20 protein-coding genes and 2 tRNA genes are annotated in these 21,442 nt (G+C 41.9%); 10 read left to right on the plus strand and 12 right to left on the minus strand.

Annotated elements, in window-relative coordinates; all coding sequences use genetic code 11:
- Nucleotide 1 precedes the first annotated feature (1 nt).
- The 6 genes from P0108_RS00080 to asnB form a co-directional block, all read right to left on the minus strand.
- Nucleotides 2-841: a ParA family protein gene (locus P0108_RS00080; RefSeq protein WP_004110398.1), complete on the minus strand. Its 840-nt coding sequence runs from the start codon at nucleotides 839-841 to the stop codon at nucleotides 2-4.
- A gap of 48 nt (nucleotides 842-889) precedes the next feature.
- Nucleotides 890-1,849, minus strand: coding sequence for a site-specific tyrosine recombinase XerD (gene xerD / locus P0108_RS00085; RefSeq protein WP_064621402.1), 960 nt, complete (start codon nucleotides 1,847-1,849; stop codon nucleotides 890-892).
- A 94-nt stretch (nucleotides 1,850-1,943) separates the two neighbouring features.
- On the minus strand, nucleotides 1,944-2,327 hold the full coding sequence (gene rplT / locus P0108_RS00090) for a 50S ribosomal protein L20 (RefSeq protein ID WP_004105106.1): 384 nt from the start codon (nucleotides 2,325-2,327) through the stop codon (nucleotides 1,944-1,946).
- A gap of 68 nt (nucleotides 2,328-2,395) precedes the next feature.
- A complete protein-coding gene (rpmI, locus tag P0108_RS00095) occupies nucleotides 2,396-2,590 on the minus strand; it encodes a 50S ribosomal protein L35 (RefSeq protein WP_004128670.1) in 195 nt (64 codons plus the stop codon).
- Complete coding sequence (gene infC, locus P0108_RS00100) at nucleotides 2,571-3,332, minus strand: translation initiation factor IF-3 (RefSeq protein WP_012913964.1); 762 nt, start codon at nucleotides 3,330-3,332, stop codon at nucleotides 2,571-2,573. The genes rpmI and infC overlap by 20 nt, the downstream gene beginning before the upstream one ends.
- Before the next feature lie 229 nt (nucleotides 3,333-3,561).
- Complete coding sequence (asnB, locus tag P0108_RS00105; protein WP_064621386.1) at nucleotides 3,562-5,448, minus strand: asparagine synthase (glutamine-hydrolyzing); 1,887 nt, start codon at nucleotides 5,446-5,448, stop codon at nucleotides 3,562-3,564.
- A gap of 299 nt (nucleotides 5,449-5,747) precedes the next feature.
- Between asnB and P0108_RS00110 the strand changes: the two genes are divergently transcribed.
- The 4 genes from P0108_RS00110 to P0108_RS00125 all read left to right on the plus strand — a co-directional run bounded on the left by P0108_RS00110 (nucleotide 5,748) and on the right by P0108_RS00125 (nucleotide 8,862).
- Nucleotides 5,748-6,545 (plus strand): thiamine diphosphokinase, encoded by a 798-nt coding sequence (locus P0108_RS00110; protein WP_064621400.1) that lies wholly within the window; start codon nucleotides 5,748-5,750, stop codon nucleotides 6,543-6,545.
- Between the two features lie 370 nt (nucleotides 6,546-6,915).
- Nucleotides 6,916-7,971 carry a type I glyceraldehyde-3-phosphate dehydrogenase gene (gene gap, locus P0108_RS00115; protein ID WP_004573912.1) on the plus strand — a complete coding sequence of 352 codons (1,056 nt, stop codon included), beginning with the start codon at nucleotides 6,916-6,918 and terminating at the stop codon, nucleotides 7,969-7,971.
- 178 nt (nucleotides 7,972-8,149) lie between these two features.
- Nucleotides 8,150-8,650: a Cys-tRNA(Pro) deacylase gene (gene ybaK, locus P0108_RS00120; RefSeq protein WP_473730662.1), complete on the plus strand. Its 501-nt coding sequence runs from the start codon at nucleotides 8,150-8,152 to the stop codon at nucleotides 8,648-8,650.
- A 137-nt stretch (nucleotides 8,651-8,787) separates the two neighbouring features.
- Nucleotides 8,788-8,862: a 50S ribosomal protein bL37 gene (locus P0108_RS00125; RefSeq protein WP_369803150.1), complete on the plus strand. Its 75-nt coding sequence runs from the start codon at nucleotides 8,788-8,790 to the stop codon at nucleotides 8,860-8,862.
- A 68-nt stretch (nucleotides 8,863-8,930) separates the two neighbouring features.
- Here the strand turns inward: P0108_RS00125 and P0108_RS00130 are convergent, their stop codons facing one another.
- A complete protein-coding gene (locus P0108_RS00130) occupies nucleotides 8,931-9,479 on the minus strand; it encodes a sigma-70 family RNA polymerase sigma factor (RefSeq protein WP_410311029.1) in 549 nt (182 codons plus the stop codon).
- A 278-nt stretch (nucleotides 9,480-9,757) separates the two neighbouring features.
- On the opposite strand from P0108_RS00130, the gene P0108_RS00135 reads away from it, so the two are divergent.
- From P0108_RS00135 to P0108_RS00150, 4 genes are all read left to right on the plus strand, one after another.
- Nucleotides 9,758-10,537 (plus strand): exonuclease domain-containing protein, encoded by a 780-nt coding sequence (locus P0108_RS00135; protein WP_064621398.1) that lies wholly within the window; start codon nucleotides 9,758-9,760, stop codon nucleotides 10,535-10,537.
- A gap of 25 nt (nucleotides 10,538-10,562) precedes the next feature.
- Complete coding sequence (locus P0108_RS00140; protein ID WP_064621383.1) at nucleotides 10,563-12,368, plus strand: UDP-N-acetylmuramoyl-L-alanyl-D-glutamate--2,6-diaminopimelate ligase; 1,806 nt, start codon at nucleotides 10,563-10,565, stop codon at nucleotides 12,366-12,368.
- Between the two features lie 106 nt (nucleotides 12,369-12,474).
- The gene (locus tag P0108_RS00145; RefSeq protein ID WP_064621382.1) at nucleotides 12,475-13,716 is read left to right on the plus strand and encodes a carboxylate--amine ligase; all 1,242 of its coding nucleotides are present in this window, start codon (nucleotides 12,475-12,477) and stop codon (nucleotides 13,714-13,716) included.
- Nucleotides 13,717-13,751: 35 nt separating this feature from the next.
- A complete protein-coding gene (locus P0108_RS00150) occupies nucleotides 13,752-14,480 on the plus strand; it encodes an aspartate/glutamate racemase family protein (protein WP_064621381.1) in 729 nt (242 codons plus the stop codon).
- Nucleotides 14,481-14,497: 17 nt separating this feature from the next.
- Here the strand turns inward: P0108_RS00150 and P0108_RS00155 are convergent, their stop codons facing one another.
- Nucleotides 14,498-15,955 (minus strand): bifunctional folylpolyglutamate synthase/dihydrofolate synthase, encoded by a 1,458-nt coding sequence (locus P0108_RS00155; RefSeq protein ID WP_064621380.1) that lies wholly within the window; start codon nucleotides 15,953-15,955, stop codon nucleotides 14,498-14,500.
- 282 nt (nucleotides 15,956-16,237) lie between these two features.
- On the opposite strand from P0108_RS00155, the gene P0108_RS00160 reads away from it, so the two are divergent.
- Together P0108_RS00160 and P0108_RS00165 are read left to right on the plus strand one after the other, a co-directional pair.
- A complete protein-coding gene (locus P0108_RS00160; RefSeq protein ID WP_102703414.1) occupies nucleotides 16,238-17,833 on the plus strand; it encodes an aminopeptidase P family protein in 1,596 nt (531 codons plus the stop codon).
- 285 nt (nucleotides 17,834-18,118) lie between these two features.
- A complete protein-coding gene (locus P0108_RS00165; protein WP_004110445.1) occupies nucleotides 18,119-19,021 on the plus strand; it encodes a carbohydrate kinase family protein in 903 nt (300 codons plus the stop codon).
- Nucleotides 19,022-19,101: 80 nt separating this feature from the next.
- Here P0108_RS00165 and P0108_RS00170 read toward each other — a convergent pair.
- The 4 genes from P0108_RS00170 to trmB all read right to left on the minus strand — a co-directional run bounded on the left by P0108_RS00170 (nucleotide 19,102) and on the right by trmB (nucleotide 21,431).
- Nucleotides 19,102-19,175 (minus strand) — tRNA-Ile (locus P0108_RS00170).
- Between the two features lie 287 nt (nucleotides 19,176-19,462).
- Nucleotides 19,463-20,143, minus strand: coding sequence for an ECF transporter S component (locus P0108_RS00175; protein ID WP_174182620.1), 681 nt, complete (start codon nucleotides 20,141-20,143; stop codon nucleotides 19,463-19,465).
- A gap of 296 nt (nucleotides 20,144-20,439) precedes the next feature.
- Nucleotides 20,440-20,511, minus strand: a tRNA-Glu gene (locus tag P0108_RS00180).
- 107 nt (nucleotides 20,512-20,618) lie between these two features.
- Nucleotides 20,619-21,431, minus strand: a complete 813-nt coding sequence (gene trmB / locus P0108_RS00185) for a tRNA (guanosine(46)-N7)-methyltransferase TrmB (RefSeq protein WP_415707455.1) — start codon at nucleotides 21,429-21,431, stop codon at nucleotides 20,619-20,621.
- Between the last annotated feature and the right edge of the window lie 11 nt (nucleotides 21,432-21,442).

A 21,442-nucleotide genomic window follows, 5' to 3' on the forward strand; every position in this document is an offset into this window, starting at 1 on the left:
CTTAAGCAACAACACCTTTAGCAATAAGCTCACGCGCAACTTCGCGGTACTCTTTTGCAGTCTTGTGTTCAGGAGCAAAAATAGTGATAGGAACTGCAGCAACTGTAGAATCTGGCAGCTTAATAGATCGCGAAATCACAGAGTGCAAAACGCGATCTTGGAAAGCTTCATAAATGCGCTGCAACACTTCCTCACTATGAAGTGTGCGAGTGTACATAGTGACAAGAACTCCAAATACTTTAAGATTTGGATTAATACGAGATTGTACCTTCTCAATTGATTGCATAAGAAGAGCCACGCCTCGAAGAGCAAAGAACTCTGCAGCAAGTGGAATAATCACACCATCAGCTGCCGTTAACGCGTTTACAGTAAGCAAGCCAAGAGAAGGCTGACAATCGACTATAATAACATCGTATTCGTCGCGCACTTTGCGTAATACACCTGCTAATATTTGCTCTCGTCCTACTTCAGTTACTAACTGAACTTCAGCTGCGGATAAATCAATATTTGCAGGAATAATATCAATATTTTCTGTTTCAGTATGACGAATTACGTCGTGAACGTCTACAGACGAATCAAATAATGCCGTATAAACTGTATTATCAAGCGCATTTGCGTTAATTCCAAGTCCAACTGTTGCTGCACCTTGCGGATCGAAATCAACAATCAAAACGCGACGACCATACTGACTTAGTGCGCCAGCAATATTAATGGAGCTTGTAGTTTTACCAACTCCACCTTTCTGGTTGCACATTGCAATAATGCGAGCAGGACCGTGTGAAGTTAACGGCTCTGGTGCATGAAAAGTCTCGTATTCGCGTCCAAGTAAATCAGTAGGCATGTTCCCCACTTTATCAACAGGTATACTCACGAAACTCTGAGCATAAAATTATTTAGCTCGAGGATGGCTCATTACGTAAGCTTCAACTAATGCGTCAGGGCTAATATGCGTATAAATTTGAGTTGTTGTAACTGAAGCATGTCCAAGCAACTCTTGAACTGTGCGCACATCAGCACCACCTGCAATAAGATGCGTAGCGAGAGAATGCCGCAACGTATGCGGATACAATGGTTTGTCAAGTTTTGCGCGCTCGCCAGCTTGCGTTACTATTTCCCATGCTGATTGGCGAGAAAGTGCATTACCTCTCTTATTTAAGAAAATTGTGTGCAATTCACGTTTACCCTTTAACGCTAATTCTGGGCGAGATTTCTCCATATAGTTACGAAGAGCACGAACAGCACACCCACCAATCGGGACTAAACGCTGCTTAGAGCCTTTACCAGTAAGTTTTACAACAGACTCATTTAAATCAATATCTTCGAATTTTACGCCAACTGCTTCCGAAATTCGCGCTCCAGTAGCGTATAAAAACTCGAGAAGCGCGGTATCTCTAATCGAAATAGCATCGGAACTTCCAAAATTCCCTGCAGCTTCAATAACTCTATTTACTTCTTCAATACTTAAAACATCTGGCAAATACTCGGCTTGTTTTGGAGCTTTTACTTGCGCTGAAACGTCAGCTTGTATGTCGCCATGCGCAAGCATAAAGCGATGCCACTCGTGAATACTTGCAAGTCGACGCGCAACTGTTCTAGTTCCCAACCCTAATTCATTCAAAGTTCGAATGTATGATTCAATATCTAATTGAGAAATAGTAGTAATATCTTTTATTTTTCGTTCGTTGTAAAGCCAGCATGTGTAATCTTGCAAATCTGAAGCGTATGCAGATACTGTTTTTTTAGAAAGACCACGCTCAATATCAATATGCGCAATAAAGCGTTGAATATGAAGTGCAAACTCTTCAGGAATATTATTTTTCCTATTGTCAGAATCAAGATTTGAGCGCATATAAACAATTATAGCTAATAAGTAAATTTGTTGATTTAAAAGAAAAAGCCCACCTAAATTGGTGGGCTTAAAATAGAACTCTATTAAAGCAAAATCAGGCTTCAACTGGAGCGTTTACATCAGCTGGCAATGCAGCCTTAGCAGCTTCGACAACAGCCTTGAAAGCTTCAATATCGGAAACTGCGAGCTCAGCAAGAGCGCGACGATCCAATTCGATGCCTGCCAAGTGCAATCCCTGAATGAAGCGATTGTAAGTGATGCCTTCAGCGCGAACTGCTGCGTTAATGCGCTGAATCCACAACTTGCGGAAATCACCCTTGCGAGCCTTGCGGTCGCGGAAGTTATAAGTAAATGAGTGGAGCAGCTGTTCCTTTGCCTTGCGATAAAGACGGGAGCGCTGACCGCGGTAACCAGAAGCCCTCTCAAGAACAACGCGACGCTTCTTGTGAGCGTTTACTGCGCGCTTTACTCGTGCCATAAGTATTCCTCAGCTTTCTTAAAAATTTTCGATTGCGTATTCGTTTACGAGCAATTCTTACTTGTTACTTACTTAACGAGCAAGCCCTTAAGCTTCTTGCTCTGCGCAGTAGCCAATACTTTATCTTCAGAAAGAGCACGACGCTTACGAGCCGACTTGTGCTCCAAGTTGTGGCGCATGGCGCTACCATCGTGCATCACCTTACCGGTACCGGTAAGACGAACGCGCTTGGACGCTGCGGAATTAGTTTTCATCTTCGGCATTGCTGCCCTCCTTATGATGTTGATCGGATTGCATAGCATTTACTGCAGCTGCAGCTTGTGACTGAACCTCTTGCTTAGCTGCAAGACGAGCAGCCTGACGAGCTTGACGCTCAGCGCGAGATTCAGCGCCACGACGACGCTGCTCAGACTGTGTATGAATTTTCTTGCCTTTTGGAGCAAGAGTCATAATAATATTTCGACCTTCTTGCTTTGGCGCAAACTCTACTGTGCCACTTTCAGAGACCTCATCTGCAAGTCGGCGCAACAATTCAACGCCACCAACCGGACGAGATTGCTCACGGCCACGCAACATAATAGTTACTTTTACCTTGTCTCCGCCGTTCAAGAAACGAAGCACATGACCTTTCTTCACATCGAAATCGTGATCGTCGATCTTGAGACGGAAACGAATTTCCTTAACTTCTGCGACGGTCTGATTACGACGTGCTTCACGAGCCTTAATCTTTTCGTTGTACTTGTACTTACCGTAGTCAATAAGCTTGGCTACTGGAGGCTTAGCAGTAGGTGCAACTTCGACAAGATCGAGGTTAGCTTCCCTTGCAAGGTTTAACGCGACAGAGGTTGCGATAACTCCCACTTGCTCGCCCTTTGGACCAATAAGGCGCACCTGAGGGACTCGAATTTCCTCGTTAATGCGTGGTTCGTCGCTAATGATGACTCCAATCCTTCTAAATACTTGTAAGATGTAATACACCAAGAAGTCCAAGAGCTTAAGATTCACCACTTCATATCAATAAAACGCTATATAACAGCGCAGCAAGCAGCACAAGAGCTAACTTGCGTGACCGAAGTCATGAACCCGAAACCACAGTAGGCTTCCAGGTGGGGACATCCCACTTTCTTGATTACTCAAGCCGAATATCTATTTTACTAGAAGCCTTGACAAAAAGGCAGCCAACACACGAAATGTGTTTTGACTGCCGCAAATCAAAGCTAGAACTATGCGATTTCTACGCTAACTGCATCGGCTCAGGCTTCAATCCATCATGATTAAAGTACACATCATACCAAGTCAGGAATGTGTAAACTGTCCAAATCTTACGACGATCGTCATTTCTCTTTGCATAATTATCGTCAATCATACGAAGTAAAGCATCTCTATCGAAGAATTTAGCAGCATCGTCACTTTCAAACGTCTTACGCACAATCTTATAAAAACGTTCCTCGCGCAACCAATCCTTAACTGGCACAGGGAAACCAAGCTTTTCTCTGTCATACCAAGCTTTTGGCAAATGACGGGACGCAGCTTGTCGGAAAGCAAACTTCGTATTTTCGTCAGTAATTAAATATTTAGTAGGAACTTTTTCTGCAACATCCATAAGAACGCGATCAAGCAAAGGCACGCGAAGCTCCAAAGAATGTGCCATAGTCATTTTATCTGCCTTAAGCAAAATATCTCCTGGCATCCATTGATGCATATCAAGATATTGCTTTTTCTTGACTTCAGAAAGTCCCTTACCAGCAATTCTATTGTAAATAGCATCGACGATGCTGCGAACGCTAGGACCTTTGCGATACTCAGGTTTCAAAAGTTTTACAGCATCTTCCTCATTGAAAACCTTTGACTGACCGATAAAATGCTCCTCAGCTGGAGCCAAATTAGCGTACAAATGCCATGCTCCGTGGAAATGCTTTCCTTTTGCAGCTCGACCAATCGCGTAACGCAACTTTTTTGGCAACTTTGCAAGCATGCGAGTCACAACTTTAATAAGTTTAGAACGCGTGTGAACACCATAATCAATGTATCCTGCAAATAATTCATCTGCTCCCTCACCGCTTAGCACAACGCGTAAATCTTGCGAAGCTAATTTTGCAAGGAAGAATAATGGGACGCAAGAGAAGTTAGAATCAGGTTCGTCCAAATACCACTGAATTTGTGGGAAATAACGGAATGCGTCAGCGGCGTCAATAATTTCAGATTTATTGTTTAAGCCAATAATTTTTGCCAATTCGCTTGCTTGTTTGGATTCATTGTATCTTCCACCGGCAAAACCAATAGAATATGTGTGTTCAGGGCGTGCAACAGCGGCAACATAACTTGAATCAACTCCAGAAGAAAGGAACGAACCAACTTCAACATCCGCAATTTGGTGAGCTTGAACAGAATCACAAACTGTTTTATCAATAGAATCAACTAATTCATTCAAGCGTTGCTTTGTTTCTTTGAAATTAGGATCATAATATTGCTCAATCTTCATTTCGCCATTCTTATACGTAAAGCAATTACCTTCACGAAGCTTAAAAACGCCTTTGAAGAAAGTTTCGTTAATTGCAGGATATTGGAATGTCATAAACGGCTTAAGCGCATTTTCGTTAAGTTCCTTCTTAAAATCTGGATGGCGCAGTAAAGATTTAATTTCGGATCCGTACATAAAAGTACCGTTCATTTGCGCATAATAAAAAGGCTTAATACCGAAATGGTCGCGGGCGCCAAACAATTCTTGAGTACTCTTGTTCCAAATAACAAATGCAAACATTCCGCGTAAACGATTAAGTAAGCCTTTACCCCACTCTTCGTATCCGTGCACTAATACTTCTGTATCGCAATCAGTATGGAAAGTGTGACCAGCTTTAATAAGTTCTTCGCGAAGTGGCTTGTAGTTATAAATCTCGCCATTAAAAGTAACTGCAAGATTCCCATCCTCGTTGTACATAGGTTGGGATCCACCGTGAAGATCTATAATGCTAAGTCGACGAAAACCAAGTGCTGCGTGTTCGTCAATCATAGTTCCATACTCGTCAGGACCACGATGCGCAATCACATCTGTCATATCTTTTACAATTTGGCTTTTGACGTTAATTGGGGTGTCATTAATGAACCCTGCAATTCCGCACATTTATTTCTCCTCGTAGAATATACAACACAGCATTACGTTAGTCTACTAGCAAATAATTAACGAAAATCCATAATAACTTGGAAAATCTAACTTGCCATGCAATATTACACCAAGCACTTTATGTTAAGCGAGTATTAGTCTAAAAATTCCTGTATTTGCCGGAATAAAAGCAATAAAATACGTTAATATCAAATCCAAAAATGGCATAAAACATAGTCAAATGTTGGTTAACAACTACGCTTATAAACTCTTGTTGTAAATGTATGGTATCAGTACAAATGCAGCGTTATTATGTTGCTATGGAACCTTTGCAACGCTGCGTAGTATTAGCAGCAGGAGATTATTACGACCATACGCGTGAGCATGTGCCAGATCGCGCTTTAACAATTGCAGCTGATGGAGGCTGGGATCATGCATGTAAATTAGGTTTGCATGTGGATGCGCTCATCGGCGATTTTGACTCTGTTAGATTAAAGCTCCCTACTGATGCAGTTATTACTAGATTGCCTGCAGAAAAAGATGATCCGGACTTACTTTCTGCGTTGAAAGTCGGTTGGGCTAAAGGCTCTCGAGAATTTCATATTTTCGGAGGATTAGGTGGTCGAGTTGACCATACTATTTCTAATATTCAACTTATGGTTCGTTTAGCGCGTCGCGGTGGAATTGGATTCTTGTACGGCGACGGTCAAATTGTTACAGCAATACATGATGGATCTCTTGATTTTCCAGCATCATCTGGAAATGATTTGCGCATAGTTTCCGTTTTTTCTCATACTCCAGTTTCTAATGATGTAAATGAAGTTGGATTAAAGTATCAGCTTAAACACGCAACCATGCATGGAGATGCAGTACAAGGTTTAAGTAACGAATTATTAAATGATACGCCTGCTCATATTGACGTTCATGAAGGAACACTTATTGTAACCTTCCCTATTAATGCTCCATTACCACAGGTGAGCTGGTTTAAAAGACCAATTGGAGATTTAGGCGAAGTCGATACTTCTATATCTGAGGCATTAGCAGTTCCTCTTGAAAGCGAAACTACTCCAACATATTCGACTACTGCAGCTGCTGAAGCAATGACGTATAACGAATAGCGCAAACTTTAGTTTGCACAAATGGCTGACGAGGTTCTTTTACTTGAAAACTCGTCAGCCTTTTTCTTTTTAACATTACATGCGTTGTTCAATTGAACAATATTGATTCGTAAAATGTTATGCAAAAACGCAACTGGAAACTATCAAAAAATTCACAAAAACACTCATAAAACACAGCATGTTAACGCTCACTGTTCTCACAATGCATTATTGCAATAAAAGTGAGCTATATTACAACTCTTCGTACATACCGCACACTAAAATGAACACCGTTAATTCAAATAACGATGACCTAAATGCGTGAGTTTTCATCGCGAAAATAGCGCGGCTTAAAACGTTGCGCACGAGGTCTCACTCAAGGGAGAACCACATGACAGTCAAGATTGGTATTAATGGTTTCGGTCGTATCGGTCGTCTCGCATTCCGTCGTATTTTTGAGCTTCAAGCTCGCGGCGGTCAAGCAGGTGACATCGAAGTCGCAGCCATCAACGATCTGACCACCCCTTCGATGCTCGCCTACTTGCTCAAGTATGACAGCACCCACGGCACATTCCGCCACGATGACGGCACCCCAGTTGAGGTAACCTCCACCGAAGACGCAATCGTTGTAGATGGCAAGACTTATAAGGTTTACGCCGAAAAAGACGCAAATAACATTCCATGGGTTAAGAACGATGGCGTTGAATTCGTTCTCGAATGCACCGGTTTCTACACTTCTGCAGAAAAGTCCCAGGCTCACTTGAACGCAGGCGCTAAGAAGGTTCTTATTTCTGCTCCTGCTAAGGACGAAACCACTCCAACAGTTGTGTTCGGTGTTAACCACGAAATCTTGAAGGCTTCTGACAACATTGTTTCCGCTGGTTCTTGCACCACCAACTCCATGGCCGCAATGGTGAAGTTGCTTCAAGATAACTGGGGAATCAAGTCCGGCTTCATGACCACAATTCACGCATACACCGGCACTCAGATGATTCTCGACGGCCCACGCGGCTCCAAGCCACGCAACAACCGTTCCGCAGCTTGCAACACCATTGAGCACTCCACCGGCGCTGCTAAGGCAATCGGCAAGGTTGTGCCAGAAGTTAACGGCAAGCTCCAGGGTCACGCACAGCGCATTCAAGTTCCAGACGGCTCTGTTACCGAGTTAACTACTGTTCTTGAGAAGCCAGCAACCACTGAAGAAATTAACGATGCTTTCAAGAAGGCTTTCGAAAACTGCGAGTACTTCGGTTACAATGCAGACAGCATCGTGTCTTCTGACATCATCGGCGACACCCACGGTGGCGTTTTCGATCCAACTCAGACCGATGTGAACACTGTTGACGGTGTAACTTTGGCTCGTACCGTTACCTTCTACGACAACGAGTACGGCTTCACTTCCAACATGATTCGCACCCTTCTTTACTTCGCTGAAATCTCCGAGTGATTTCGCTAAGCATCGATTAGCAATAGTTGCTTGTGCGAATATTTAATATATCAAAAACCCCTTGTGCTGCTTTCTAAGCTCCACAAGGGGTTTATATGTTTAATATACATTAAGTCAACAGTCGGTATAGCATATCATGTAACACAATTTGATGGCTGAGTATAAGGCACGGTAACAAATGAGTAAAAAACATGCAGAAACCGGAAAAGCAACTCCTGCTATTGCGCAACTCGAAAACGCAGGCATCACCTTCCGCATAGCGCAATACGAGCATGACGCTAATCACATGGACGACGGCTACGGAATTGAGGCTGCTGAGAAGCTAGGCGTAAGCGCAGCTCAAGTTTGCAAAACTCTCATGGTTGACACTGGTGAAAAGCGAGTAGTTGGAATTGTTCCAGTAAACGGACGTCTCAATATGAAAGCAATTGCAGGAGCCGTACACGCAAAGAAAGCAAGTATGACAAGCCCAGAAGTCGCGCAACGAGAAAGCGGCTACGTAGTTGGCGGAATTTCACCATTCGGACAAAAAACGCATCATGAAACAGTACTAGATAGTAGCGTAATGCAATTTGATGAGATTCTTGTTTCTGGAGGAAAACGAGGATTGGACGTAGTTCTTGATCCTCAAGATATCGTAACATTATTAAACGCAACTGTAGCTGATATAGCAGCATAAGCAACATAAGCTTTATCACTGCAAATATTGCTACCAACAAGTGATTGCTCGCACGAGATTAGTACGTTGACAAATATAACGTCTTGGCAACGTGCGATAATCCCTAAGGTTGTTCATTAATCGTTAAGGAGTGCATTATGGGTATGCGTGGCCGCAAGCGCAAGGCGCGTCGTAAAAAAGCAGCGAATCATGGCAAAAGACCAAATGCTTAAGCTATAAATTCGCTTATACATACTGTAAAGCCCACGTCAATCGTGGGCTTTTTCGTTTTAACATACTTTTATTCACTAGAATAATCAGAAAGCTCACGTTTAAGTTGCATGCGAGCGCGGTTAAGTCTACTCATAACAGTTCCTATTTTTACGCCTTCTTCTTGCGCAATTTGTTTATAAGATTTACCTCGAATAGCAACTTCAATAAAAACTTTTCTACGCTCAGGTGGCAACTTACTAAGCGCCGCAATAATCTCTTGTGGAGCAAACCCTTCTAAATATTCTTGTTCAGCAGAAAGCATTCCTTTTGCGCAATGATTAGAAGCCTCATAAATATCCCAATCATTGTAGTCACCAGTTTCATCGTTAGCACGTTTAGGGCTTCGTTTTGCTTTCGCGTACTGATTAAAATACAAATTTCGTTCAATCCTGTTAATCCAAGCAGCAAAATTTGTGTCAGGCTGAAAAGTTTCAAAAGATTTAAGAGCGCGCTCAAAAGTATCTTGCACTAAATCTTGCGCATCCTGCGCATTTTGCGTAAGACGCATAGCTTGGGTGTATAAAGGATCAACGCAAGTAGATACAAGTTGTTCAAATCTTTTGCGTCGACTTTCCATTGCAGAACTTTGCTTAGTATTTACTAAACGATCACTAAATAAGCGAGCATTACAATTTTTTGCACTTTGTTTTTTAGCTCTTACGCTTTTAGAGCACATAACATTTGTCTTCTCGATTTGCTCACTCATATAGTCAATAATACTTTCATTTTGCACATATAGCTACTAATTTGTCGTGTTGCATACTGTAGCGCAGCGCAAGATGATAACACATCGCAGCACAATAACGCAGCGCGGCATAGTGTGACATTGCGTGACATTGCGGTAGTATTGTGACTATGCCAACTCATATTCAAGAATTGTTAAATGCTTTAGATTTAGCACCTAAGCAAGATGAAAATACATTACTTGCTGAATCATGGTTACTTGGTTTCGACACTGAAACTACAGGTGCAAATATTGGTAAAGATGCCATTGTTTCTGCAACTCTAGTATTACGCAATCCTGAACTAGCTCACGCTGGAGATGTGGTATCAACTTGGTTAATTAACCCTCATCAGCCTATGAATCCTAAGGCAAGCGAAGTAAATGGTTTCACAGACGAATACCTTCAAGAACACGGCGGAGAGCCTGAAGAAGAACTTGAATTCCTTGCACGCGCAGTAAGCATGGCTCAAGCTAAGAATATTCCACTACTTGCTTATAACGCTCCATTTGATATTGCAATGTTACGTCACGACTTGAAGCGTTGGCATCTTACTGCGCTAGAAGAACGCGCAACTTGTTCAATACATGCACTAAACGCTAATGACATTCTTACTGTTGACCCTCTTGTTATCGATAGAGCTGTTTCTAGAAGATCCGGCAAGCGTACTCTCACTATTACATCTCAATTTTATGGAGTTGAACCAATCGGAGATTTCCACGATGCTACAGCAGACACAGTTGCAGCTCTTGATTTGATTGCTCCAATGAGCAAACTATATGAGTCAGTAAGTTGCATGAGACTGAATACTATGATGGATTGGCAGCGCGAAGCTTATATTAATTGGCGAGATAGCTTCAATCAATGGCTGCAATCTCACGGACGTGAGCCTATTACTGGAACATGGCTATAAAACATTTGGTGAAAAGAAGTAAATTATGATCATGCATAACACGTTGTCATTAGCAAGCGCAAGTGAAATTTTGCAACACTATGGTTTGTTGCGCGAAATGATTCAATATGGTAAAGCAGAAGATACTAATAGTGCTAATACTGCTAATACTAAAGAAAAAACTGTAGACTCTACTCATTCTCGCAATGAAATATGGTCTTTAAATCCGTATTATTTCCCAAATATTGATGCAGACGAGTGCTTCACTAACGCAACTTACGATACTCGCGATATTACACCTGGAACACTTCTGTTTATTAAAGGCAATTTTCAGTCGGAATATCTTTTAGATGCAGACAACAAAGGACTTGCTGCATATGTTGCTGAACAAAGCTACGCACAATACACAAAAGCTGTTGGTTTAATTGTTACGGATGCTAAAAAAGCAATGAGCGTGCTTGCAGCAGCATTCTTTGGAAATCCACAAGAAAAACTCACTATTGTTGGAATTACTGGAACTAAAGGCAAAACAACTACAGCCTACTTTACTCACGCTATTCTAAACTCCCATTCGCACGGTAAAGCAGCACTGTTTTCTTCAGTAGATAATTGCGTAGACGGAAAAAATTACGTTGAATCTAATTTAACTACTCCTGAAAGTTTTGATGCTTTCAAAATGATGCGCGAAGCTGTAGATAACGGCATGAAGTATCTTGTTATGGAAGTTTCTTCGCAAGCATATAAGGTGAATCGCGTATACGGTCTTAAATTCGATGTTGCAGCATTCTTGAACATTAGCCCAGACCACATTAGCCCTATTGAGCACCCAACTTTTGAAGATTACTTGTATTGCAAACGACAAATTATTGCAAATACTAAGCGTTTAGTACTAAATTCTGATACAGATCATGCAGATCTTCTTTTACAAGATGCGGAACGCAACAATGTGCTCGTAACAACTTTTGCTCGCATTAAAAAAGATGAAATAGAAGGCGATGCTTGCGAAAATGACAATTTCGATGATCTTGACGACGATCGCATAAATTATTGCGCGCCTGCTAACGATGACGATTACACGGAATTACTTACTCCTGACTACATTGCAATGCCAGTAGAAAATAGTGAATCACATTGCATCGCTATGCGAGACTCAAGCGAAGACGACGACTATGAAGATAACAACTACGAAGAAGACGTGCACTACTGCCCTATTGACGAATTCGCATTGTCTATTGCAGGAGATTTTAACTACGAAAATGCTTTAGCTGCGATCGCTATTGCAGGAGAATTGGGAATTAATCAGGATACTGATTTACACGCACTACACGCTATTGAGAACGTGAAAATTTCTGGACGCATGGAAGTTTTCAAAGACACGCACTCAAACATGATTGCAGTTGTCGACTATGCGCATAACTACATTTCTACAAAATCAGTTCTTGACTTTGTAGAAGAACGCTACGGCAAATTTAATCCTCGAATTACGCTAATAACTGGTTCCACAGGAGATAAAGCTGTCGACCGCCGTAAAGAAATTGTTGAAGCCGCGCAAAACCGCATAGAACAGTTTATTTTCACTACTGAAGATACTGATACTGAAGACGTAATGCATATTTGCGAGGATATGCAAAGTTATGTTACTAACCCAAATGTTTCTTCACGCATTATTATCGACAGAGCTGAAGCAATAGAATACGCTTACAACGATGCTGCAAACAGCGAACAAGAAAATGGAAGATTAAACATTCTTCTTGCTATTGGTAAGGGCGATGAACGTTGGATTAAAAACAAACGAAAGCATGTACCGTATGAGGGTGATTCATTCGTAATAAAGCGTCTTTTTGGTCTGTAATACGCTTATGCGAAAGTATGAAAATATACGAATAAAATAAACGCAATTACTACATAAACTAAATAACAAGCTAGCTAACAAACTAAAACAAATGAAGAAGATACAAATGAATAATCAACGATTCCAACCTGTGTTACTCGGTAGCGATATAAACGCATATGGCATGGCTCGAGCATTCCATGAAGAATATGGCATTACTTCAATTGCTTTTGCGCACTTCCAACTTTCACCTACGAAATTTAGCAAAATTGTCGATGTGAGAATTGTTCCAGGCTTTGGAGAACTTCCTACATTCCGCAATACAATGCTTAATTTTGCTAAATCATGGCATCAAGAGCATCCTAATACCAAACTTCTGCTTATTCCTTGCGGCGACGTATATGCGAACCTTCTAAGCCAATGCGGTGATGAATTGCACGAATATTTTGCTTTCCACACATTGCCAAATTCGCTCAATCGCCAGCTTAGCCTTAAAAGCTCATTCTATAAAACTTGTGAAAAATACAATCTTCCTCATCCAAAAACTAAAGTTGTAAACGCTCAAGAAGTAGCAGCGCACGCTTATGAAGATTTGCCATTCAGCTTCCCTATTGCTATGAAACCAGCGAATAGCACTAAATGGCTTGATATTGATTTTGAGGGACGTAAAAAAGCTTTTATTATCAATACTCCGCAAGAACTTGATACTCTTATTCAACGGTCGTACAAAGCTGGCTACGATGACGAAATGATTTTGCAAGACTTTATTCCTGGAGACGACAGCCGCATGCGTGTGCTAAATGCTTACGTTGATAGCGATCATCATGTGCGCATGATGTTTCTAGGACACCCTCTACTAGAGGATCCAACTCCAGAAGCAATCGGAAATTATGCAGCTATTATTCCAGACTACAATGAAGAAGTTTTCCAAAATATTAAAGCATTTTTGGAAGATATACATTACGTTGGCGTAGCTAATTTTGATATGAAATACGATGAGAGAGACGGAAAATATAAGCTTTTTGAAATCAATTTACGCCAAGGCCGTTCAAGCTATTTCGTCACTTTAAACGGATTTAATATTGCTAAATATTTTGTTGAAGATTTAATTGACCATAAGCCTTTTGACGGAAATACTGTGTTCGGTCGTGGAGAAAAGTTGTGGATGGAGATTCCGCGATCGATATTTTGCAATTATGTAGCAGAAGGCGATGAAAAGAAGCGCGGTCTTAATATGATTCGTCGCAGCGATTGGGGCACTACGCTAGAATATAAAAAAGATATGAATCTGCTACGCTGGTTGATGATTCGTCATATGTTTTCAATTTACACAAGGCGTTACGCAGAATTTTTCCGCAATAAAGCGTGAAAATTATTACGTAACTTTGAAGGGAATATGAGACAATGAAACGTCCGTTTTTTGCTGTACTTGGCGGCATGGGCACACTTGCAACAGAAAGCTATATTCGTTTACTTAATAAAGAAACGCATGCACATAACGATCAAGAGTTTTTAGATTATGTGGTATTCAATGATGCTTCTGTGCCAGATAGAACAGCATATATTGTTGGCGAATCATCCGAAAGCCCATTCCCTACTCTTGCAGACGACATAGCTAAAGCAACTGCAATAGGTGCTTCATTTATTGTGCTCACGTGCAATACTGCGCATTACTTTTACGATAAGTTCCAAGCACTCACCGACGTGCCAATTATACATATGCCGCGTGGTGCTGTAGCTGAAGTTTCTAAACGTTACCCAAAGTCTAAATGTAACCGTATTGGATTCTTAGGTACTGCAGGATCGCGTAAAGCTGGAGTGTATCAGCGCGCTATAGAAGAAGCAGGATACACATTCGTAGCACCCGACGACGATTTGCAAAAACGCATTACATCACTTATTTATGATGATGTAAAAGGCACAGGCAATCTTAATTTACGCCGTTACGAGTCCGTTTTAAGCGACATGCTCGACCCTGCAGGAACGTGCCGTTGCGACGCACTTATTTTGGGTTGCACAGAATTAAGCGTACTTAATGAAGCTTTTCCTCTTCCGCAAATACCGTTAGTTGACGCTCAAGCAGTACTTGTAAAAAATACTGTAGAAAAAGCTAAATCTTTGCGAATTAAGTAGCACAAATAGCTTAATTTTCAAGATTCGTCAATATTTGGGTGGATTGCTACGCGCTGATCTTTAGGCTTTTTTAAATCCGGATTCACGTGCTCAACAAGCATTGTGCGCGCGTCTCCTGCAGTGACGAAACTACCGCAAATAAGCACTCCGTGACCATAGCCCACACCAAGCTCATCGTCTTCATCAACTAAATCAACAGCAGTTTGAATAGCATCCGGCAACTCGTCAACACGAATTACGCGATCCTCGCCAAATACGCCTTCAGCAATCTTTTCGAGCTCTTCTGGATCCATTACACGGTCACGCCAAGAATTACGCGTAACAATAATCTTCGTCAAAATAGGTTCAAGAACACCCAAGTATTCTTCAACTTGCTTATCTGCCATCATTGCCACAACGCCAATAAGCTGCTCAAAATGATAGTTTTCTTCAATAGTTTCACGAAGAGACTCGGCAGCATTCACGTTATGTCCACCGTCAATAATGATTGTCGGCGAAGTACGAACCTGCTCAATACGCCCAGGAACCTTAACCTGACTTAAAGCCTCTGCAACTAAATCGCCATCCAAAGCACCACTTACAGGCAGCACAACCTCCGCAGCAGCAAGAGCTGCCAAAGCATTATGAGCCTGATGCTTGCCAAACTTGTCAACCGGAACATCCTCATAAGTGCCAAGAGGCGTACGCAAAGTAACAACCTGTCCACCAACTGCAGGAGTACGAGACACAACTTCAAGTTCGCCATCGCCATAAGAAGAATCGCGCAATAATGTAGCATGGTTGCGCTCCGCAACTTCCTTAATAATTGGCAAAACCTTAGCTTCATGCGGCTGAGGACCCAAAATAACAGTGCAATTTGGCTTAATAATACCAGCCTTCGTACGCGCAATCTCTTCAACAGTGTTTCCAAGCCATTGCATGTGATCCATATCAACCGGCCCAATAATTGCAGCATCAGCATTCATAACATTAGTGGCATCCCATTCGCCCCCCATGCCAACTTCCATAACAGCAACATCAACAGGAGCGTCCGCAAAAGCCCAAATTGCCATGGCTGTAAGCACTTCAAAAAAGCTCATTTTTGGCTTACCGTCAGCTTCCATGCGAGCATCAACCATGTCGATAATGTCTTTCATTTGATCCCACACATCGACGAACTGATCGTCACTAATTTCCTGTCCATCAATCATAATGCGCTCATTTACGCGCTCCAAATGTGGAGAAGTATATAATCCGGTTCGCAAACCGTATGCTCGACAAATCGACTCAGCCATTCGAGCAGTAGAACCTTTGCCGTTCGTACCAGTTATGTGAATAACACGCATAGACTGCTCTGGATGACCTAAAATATCGAGAATAAGACGCATGCGATCCAAGTCGAGATTAGTTTTATTGTGTTCTGGAGCTCGACTCATAATATTGCGTTCGATATCAACAATTCGCTCATTATTGCGATTTGGATTTTCAATAGACATAACTACTCCCCCTAATTTTTACGCTCGCTTACTCATTTTCCAACTATCTAGATTAGTTGATACCAACAACACACGCATATAAATATGTTGTGACAATATTCACATAGCAAAAGCGTTTTAAACGCACTTTGTAAATTGCGTATAAAATCTTGCTATTTTGCACTAAAAAAAAAACTCGCATAAAACACTAAATAAGACTATGTTAGTTTATTGACTGTTTATTTACTATTTGTATAATTTGCGCAAGCAAAAATTAACAAGCAAAAATTAAGGAGTCTCATAATGGCAGAATATACGCCAACTGAGCACGGCGAAGAGCTAAAAGCTGACGGCACACAAAAGGCAGAAGATCGCGTAAATAACCGTTCACTTCGTCCAAACAGTGATTCTTTTAAAGATTTTATGACGAATAACTGGGATAACCAGGAGCCAGAAGTTAAGGCTCTTGAATCTAGCAAGTACATTCCAGCTCGTTTAGAGGCTCTTTCAAAGCGTTTCCCAGGCGAACGTTTAGTTATCCCTGCAGGACAACCAAAGGTGCGTAATAACGACTGCGATTATGCTTTCCGTCCAGACACTACATTTGCTTACTACACTGGCTTAGGTCAAGACTATGAGGCTGGTGCTGTGCTTGTTATGGAACCGGTTGAAAAAGATAGCGAAGAAGCAAAAGCCGGTAAAAATCATACGCCAGAACTTTTTGTAGCTCCACGCGCAGATAACAGCACTTCAGCATTTTACAAGGATCCTCACTACGGAGAATATTGGGTTGGTCCTCGCGCAGGCTTAAAAGAACTTAAAGCAATGACCGGCATTGAAACGCGCGATATTGCAGAACTTGACGACGCTATTGCAAAGAACGTAAGCGACGACGCTAATGGCGAAGGCATTCGCGTGCGAATTGTTCGAGAAACCGATCCTGAGCTTACTGCAAAAGTTGAAACAATGCGAGAAGCAAGTGGATTTACTGATGAAGATGCAAACACTTGCGCAGACGATAAATTGCACGAATTCGCTGCAGAAGCACGAATGCTTAAGGACGACTACGAAATTCGCGAAATGCGCAAAGCTATTGCCGCCACAAAACTTGGTTTTGACCGCATGCTTACGCGTTTGCCTAATGCTTTGGGTCATGAGCATTCCGAGCGCATGATTGAGGGTGCTTTTAATTCTGTTGCTCGCGAAGAAGGCAACGAAGTAGGCTACGACACTATTGTTGCTTCAGGCAAGCACGCGCCAATTTTGCACTGGATGCGCAACACTGGCGTTGTTTCCAGCGGAGAATTGCTACTTATTGATGCCGGCGTTGAAGTTAACAGCCTCTACACTGCTGACATTACACGAACTTTCCCAACGAACGGCAAATTCACTGACTTACAAAAGAAGCTTTACCAGTGCGTTCTTGACGCTCAGCAAGCCGGTTTTGAGGCTGCTAAGCCAGGTGCAACCTACTCCGATATTCACCATGCTTGCATGCGCGTTCTAGCTGAACACTTGCACGAATGGGGAATTTTGAAAGTAAGCGTTGAAGAATCACTTTCGCCAGAAGGTCAACAACATCGTCGTTGGCACGCTTGCGGCGTTGCTCATCATCTTGGTTTGGATGTGCACGATTGCGCACAAGCACGCTACGAGTCTTATCAGAGCGCAAAAATTACTCCAGGAATGATATTCACTATTGAGCCAGGATTATACTTTGCAGCTAACGATTTGATGCTACCGGAAGAAATGCGCGGAATTGGAATTCGTATTGAAGATGATGTACTAATGACTGAAAACGGTCCAGAGTGGCTTTCTATTGACATTCCAAAGCAAATCGATGATGTAGAAGCATGGATGGCTGAACAAGCTCACAAAAGTGATATTTTTCAGCATTAAGCAATAAATCAAAATAATAGAAAAATATAATAAAAAAGAATAATAATAATATAGTACGCCAGCATAAGCTAAGTTAAACGTACACAATATAGCACTTATGGTGCGCTCTATAGAAACGTAACACGCATTGCGCATATTACTTATCGAAAGGGCGCACCATAATTGTTCGTATAGCATTTTTACAAGCAAAATTTGCATCAAAATGCTTTTGAAGAAGCGAGAAGATATTTAGTAAAAAGTATAGCTCTACAAACTTGCTGCACTGACGCGTGCGAAAGGAATATTATGACTAAGCCAATTGTTCTTTCACTCGGCGAACTTTTATGGGATTTGCTTCCACACGGAAAACGTGTTGGCGGAGCACCAGCAAATTTTGCATATCATGCACAGTGTCACGGAGCGCAAAGTTGCATGATTAGCGCTGTTGGTCAAGACCAACTCGGCGATGAGCTGATTGACAAAGTGAACAAAGCTGGCATCGCTTCAATTATTCAACGCAACGCTTGGCCAACAAGCACTGTAGAAGTAACACTAAAAAATGGAATACCAGAGTACACTATTCTGCGAAATATAGCATGGGATCATATTCTTTACACTCGAGAACTCATTGATTTAGTAGAACGAGCAGATGCAGTATGCTTTGGCACTCTAAGCTTACGTTCTCAAGAAACTCACGACACAATTTTGCAATTGTTAAAGCATACTAAGCCTGGAGCAATGAAGTTCTTCGATATTAACATTAGAAGCGATCACTACTCTAAGGATCTTATTGACACATTACTTCAAGAAGCAACAGTATTTAAGCTTAACGATTCGGAACTATTCTTATTACGCGATATGTTCAATATTCGCGACACTTCAGACGAGGAAGCTTGCAAGTGGTTCCAAGCTCGTTACGGACTAGATTATGTGATTCTTACAGGCGGCTCTACTTTTAGCACGATTACTACTAGCACTGGAGAAAGCTCAACTATCCCAACTCCACACGTTGAAGTTCTTGACACAGTTGGTGCTGGAGACTCGTTCTCAGGAACATTTGCAGCGCATATTCTTAAGGGAGAAAGCTTGCAAGAGGCGCATCGCGCAGCTGTTAATACTGCAGCATTTGTGTGCACTCAAGAAGGAGCATGGCCTAAGTATCCAAAACAAATACCAGATTACTTGTCAATGGCAGAAAATAACAAATAAAACAAAAAATAAAATTTAAATTATAAGATGCAAAAATGCCACTTCATAAATCATAATGAAGTGGCATTATTAATATCTTGTGGGGCCTCAGGGGCTTGAACCCTGGACCGACGGATTATGAGTCCGCTGCTCTAACCGACTGAGCTAAAGCCCCACGCTAACAAAGTTAGCAACGACTAGATTAGCACATACCCATAAACGTCGCCAACTCAGTGAGTCGAATTTTTGACCTTGCTTAGGATTACCGAGCTTGAAATCCCGATGATTTCAAGCTCGGTCAAAACCCAAACAAACAAAAACAAAACCCAACACAAAACCACACCAACCAAAATCTGCCTCCGTTAATAACAACGAAGGCAGACCTCGCTTGCGTTGAAAACACACCGTGCTTTCAACCTGAGCAAGCTCGACGCTCTGAAGGAGCTTGAAATCCCGATGATTTCAAGCTCGGTCAGAACGTCCAGATGCGAAGTTATCAAGAGCACCAGTTTTGCGCAAAGCCAAATACACAAACCACACAAGCACTCCAGAAAGCAATAATCCACTAATAAGCTCATTAAGCATGTGAATAGTAATATAAGTTGGAGCCTTAGCCTGATACTTAGTGAAGCTTAAGAACACACCATACTCAAAAGCCACAAGCAAACCAGAAAGAGCGCTCAAAGTCAAATTAAACTTTCGCAAACGGAAAATTAAGAACGGAATCTCCGCAAACACACCCTGCAAAAGTGCGGAAATAAGCGTATCTCGCATATTAAACGGAGTTCCAAGAAGCACCTGTACAAATGCTGCAACAACATTTACATACACTGCAGAACCTGGCTTACGAATAAGCAAAACTGCAAGAGTTCCAGACAAATACCAAACACCATGCGTGATGCTTGCAAAACCAGGAAGAACAGCTGCATTCAAAGTACGAATCAAAGGAATAAACACCAAGCCATAGCCATACAAGATAACGCCAAAAACAGCAGCAAGAGCAGCACCTAATGCGATATCTGCAACACGCCAACGCATGCTTATAACCCTATTAATACTAGAAGCAGCATTACTATCCACTTGATCCGTTACACAATTAGATGATTCTAACCCATTATTATTTGTATTGAAAATATCGCTCATAGGAAATCCTTTTTAAGCTGCTGCGCATTGTAAATTACTGAATTGAATACTTCCTGACCTACGCAGCCCGGGCAGAAGTACCAATGAGAAAGTGTATCACCTCTAAAAAGCACAACATACCTTTTGTGATATTTAATACATTGTCAGATCTTATATCGATTTATAGAAAAAATATATGAAAAACTAATTGCTGCGCAAAATACGAAAAATAGGGTAAGCAGCAAAAATAGAAATACGAACATCAGAAATACAAAAAACGAAAAACGCCGCTGAAAACCCAGCGGCGTTGTAATTTGTACCCCCTAAGAGAGTCGAACTCTTGTTGTCAGATTGAAAGTCTGGTGTCCTAACCGTTAGACGAAGGGGGCTTCGAACCAAACCATATGATATTAACACTCAAAAAAGCAGTACGCAACTCACGGCGTGTTGAGGTTAAGTACAATTGCAAAGCTACGAGAACAGCGGCGGCAGAACATTATTGTGTTATGTAGGTGAAGTCGTGAATCGTGCGACCAGCCTCCAAGCCTTTGCGTTCAAAATTCGTAAGAACTCGACCAGCAAAGCGCTCAGATTCGCTAAAATCTGCGTGTGGAAGAGTTGCAGCGGTGCCAGCTGTACCTTTTCCTACGTGCTCAACTGGAAGACTTACGCTTAATTCGCCAATATTTGCAAAATCTTCGCGAGAATCCATAATCTCATGCACATGCAAAGCATAGTCCTCAATATCTGTAGCAATGCGCCAAACGCCCTCTTTACGCAACGCCTGATGGATTGTAGAGGCAAGCTCTGGTTGCACAATACGACGCTTATGGTGACGCATTTTAGGCCATGGATCCGGGAAGAAAGTCCAAACTTCTTCTAAAACTCCACAGTCGCACGCAGCGAAGAAATCAGGAGCGTTAATTTGCGCAATACGAAGATTAGTCAAACCTTGCTTTCCAGCAAGAAGCATTGTGTGAGCAACGCCTGGATCATAAACTTCAAGCGCTAAAAAGTTAGTTTCCGGCAAACGTTCAGCTGCGGCAACAATGTTTTCGCCTTGCCCGGAACCAATTTCAACAATAAGCGGATTATCATTCCCCCACTTATCACTAATCCAATCATGCGTAATGTTCAAATTTTCGCGCAATCTAAATGAGCCAGGCGCTTCAGTAACGTCTAGCAGGTACTGACTTGCATAACGCTCCTGAGCGTGCTGTAAACGCGCATCTAAGCGCCCAGAACGACGCACAAACGACAATACAGTGCGTTGCTTGGCTTGCATAGTGTTTTCATTTTCAATGCTCATGAGATTACTTT

The sequence above is a fragment of the Gardnerella sp. c10Ua_244 genome (assembly GCF_055818055.1).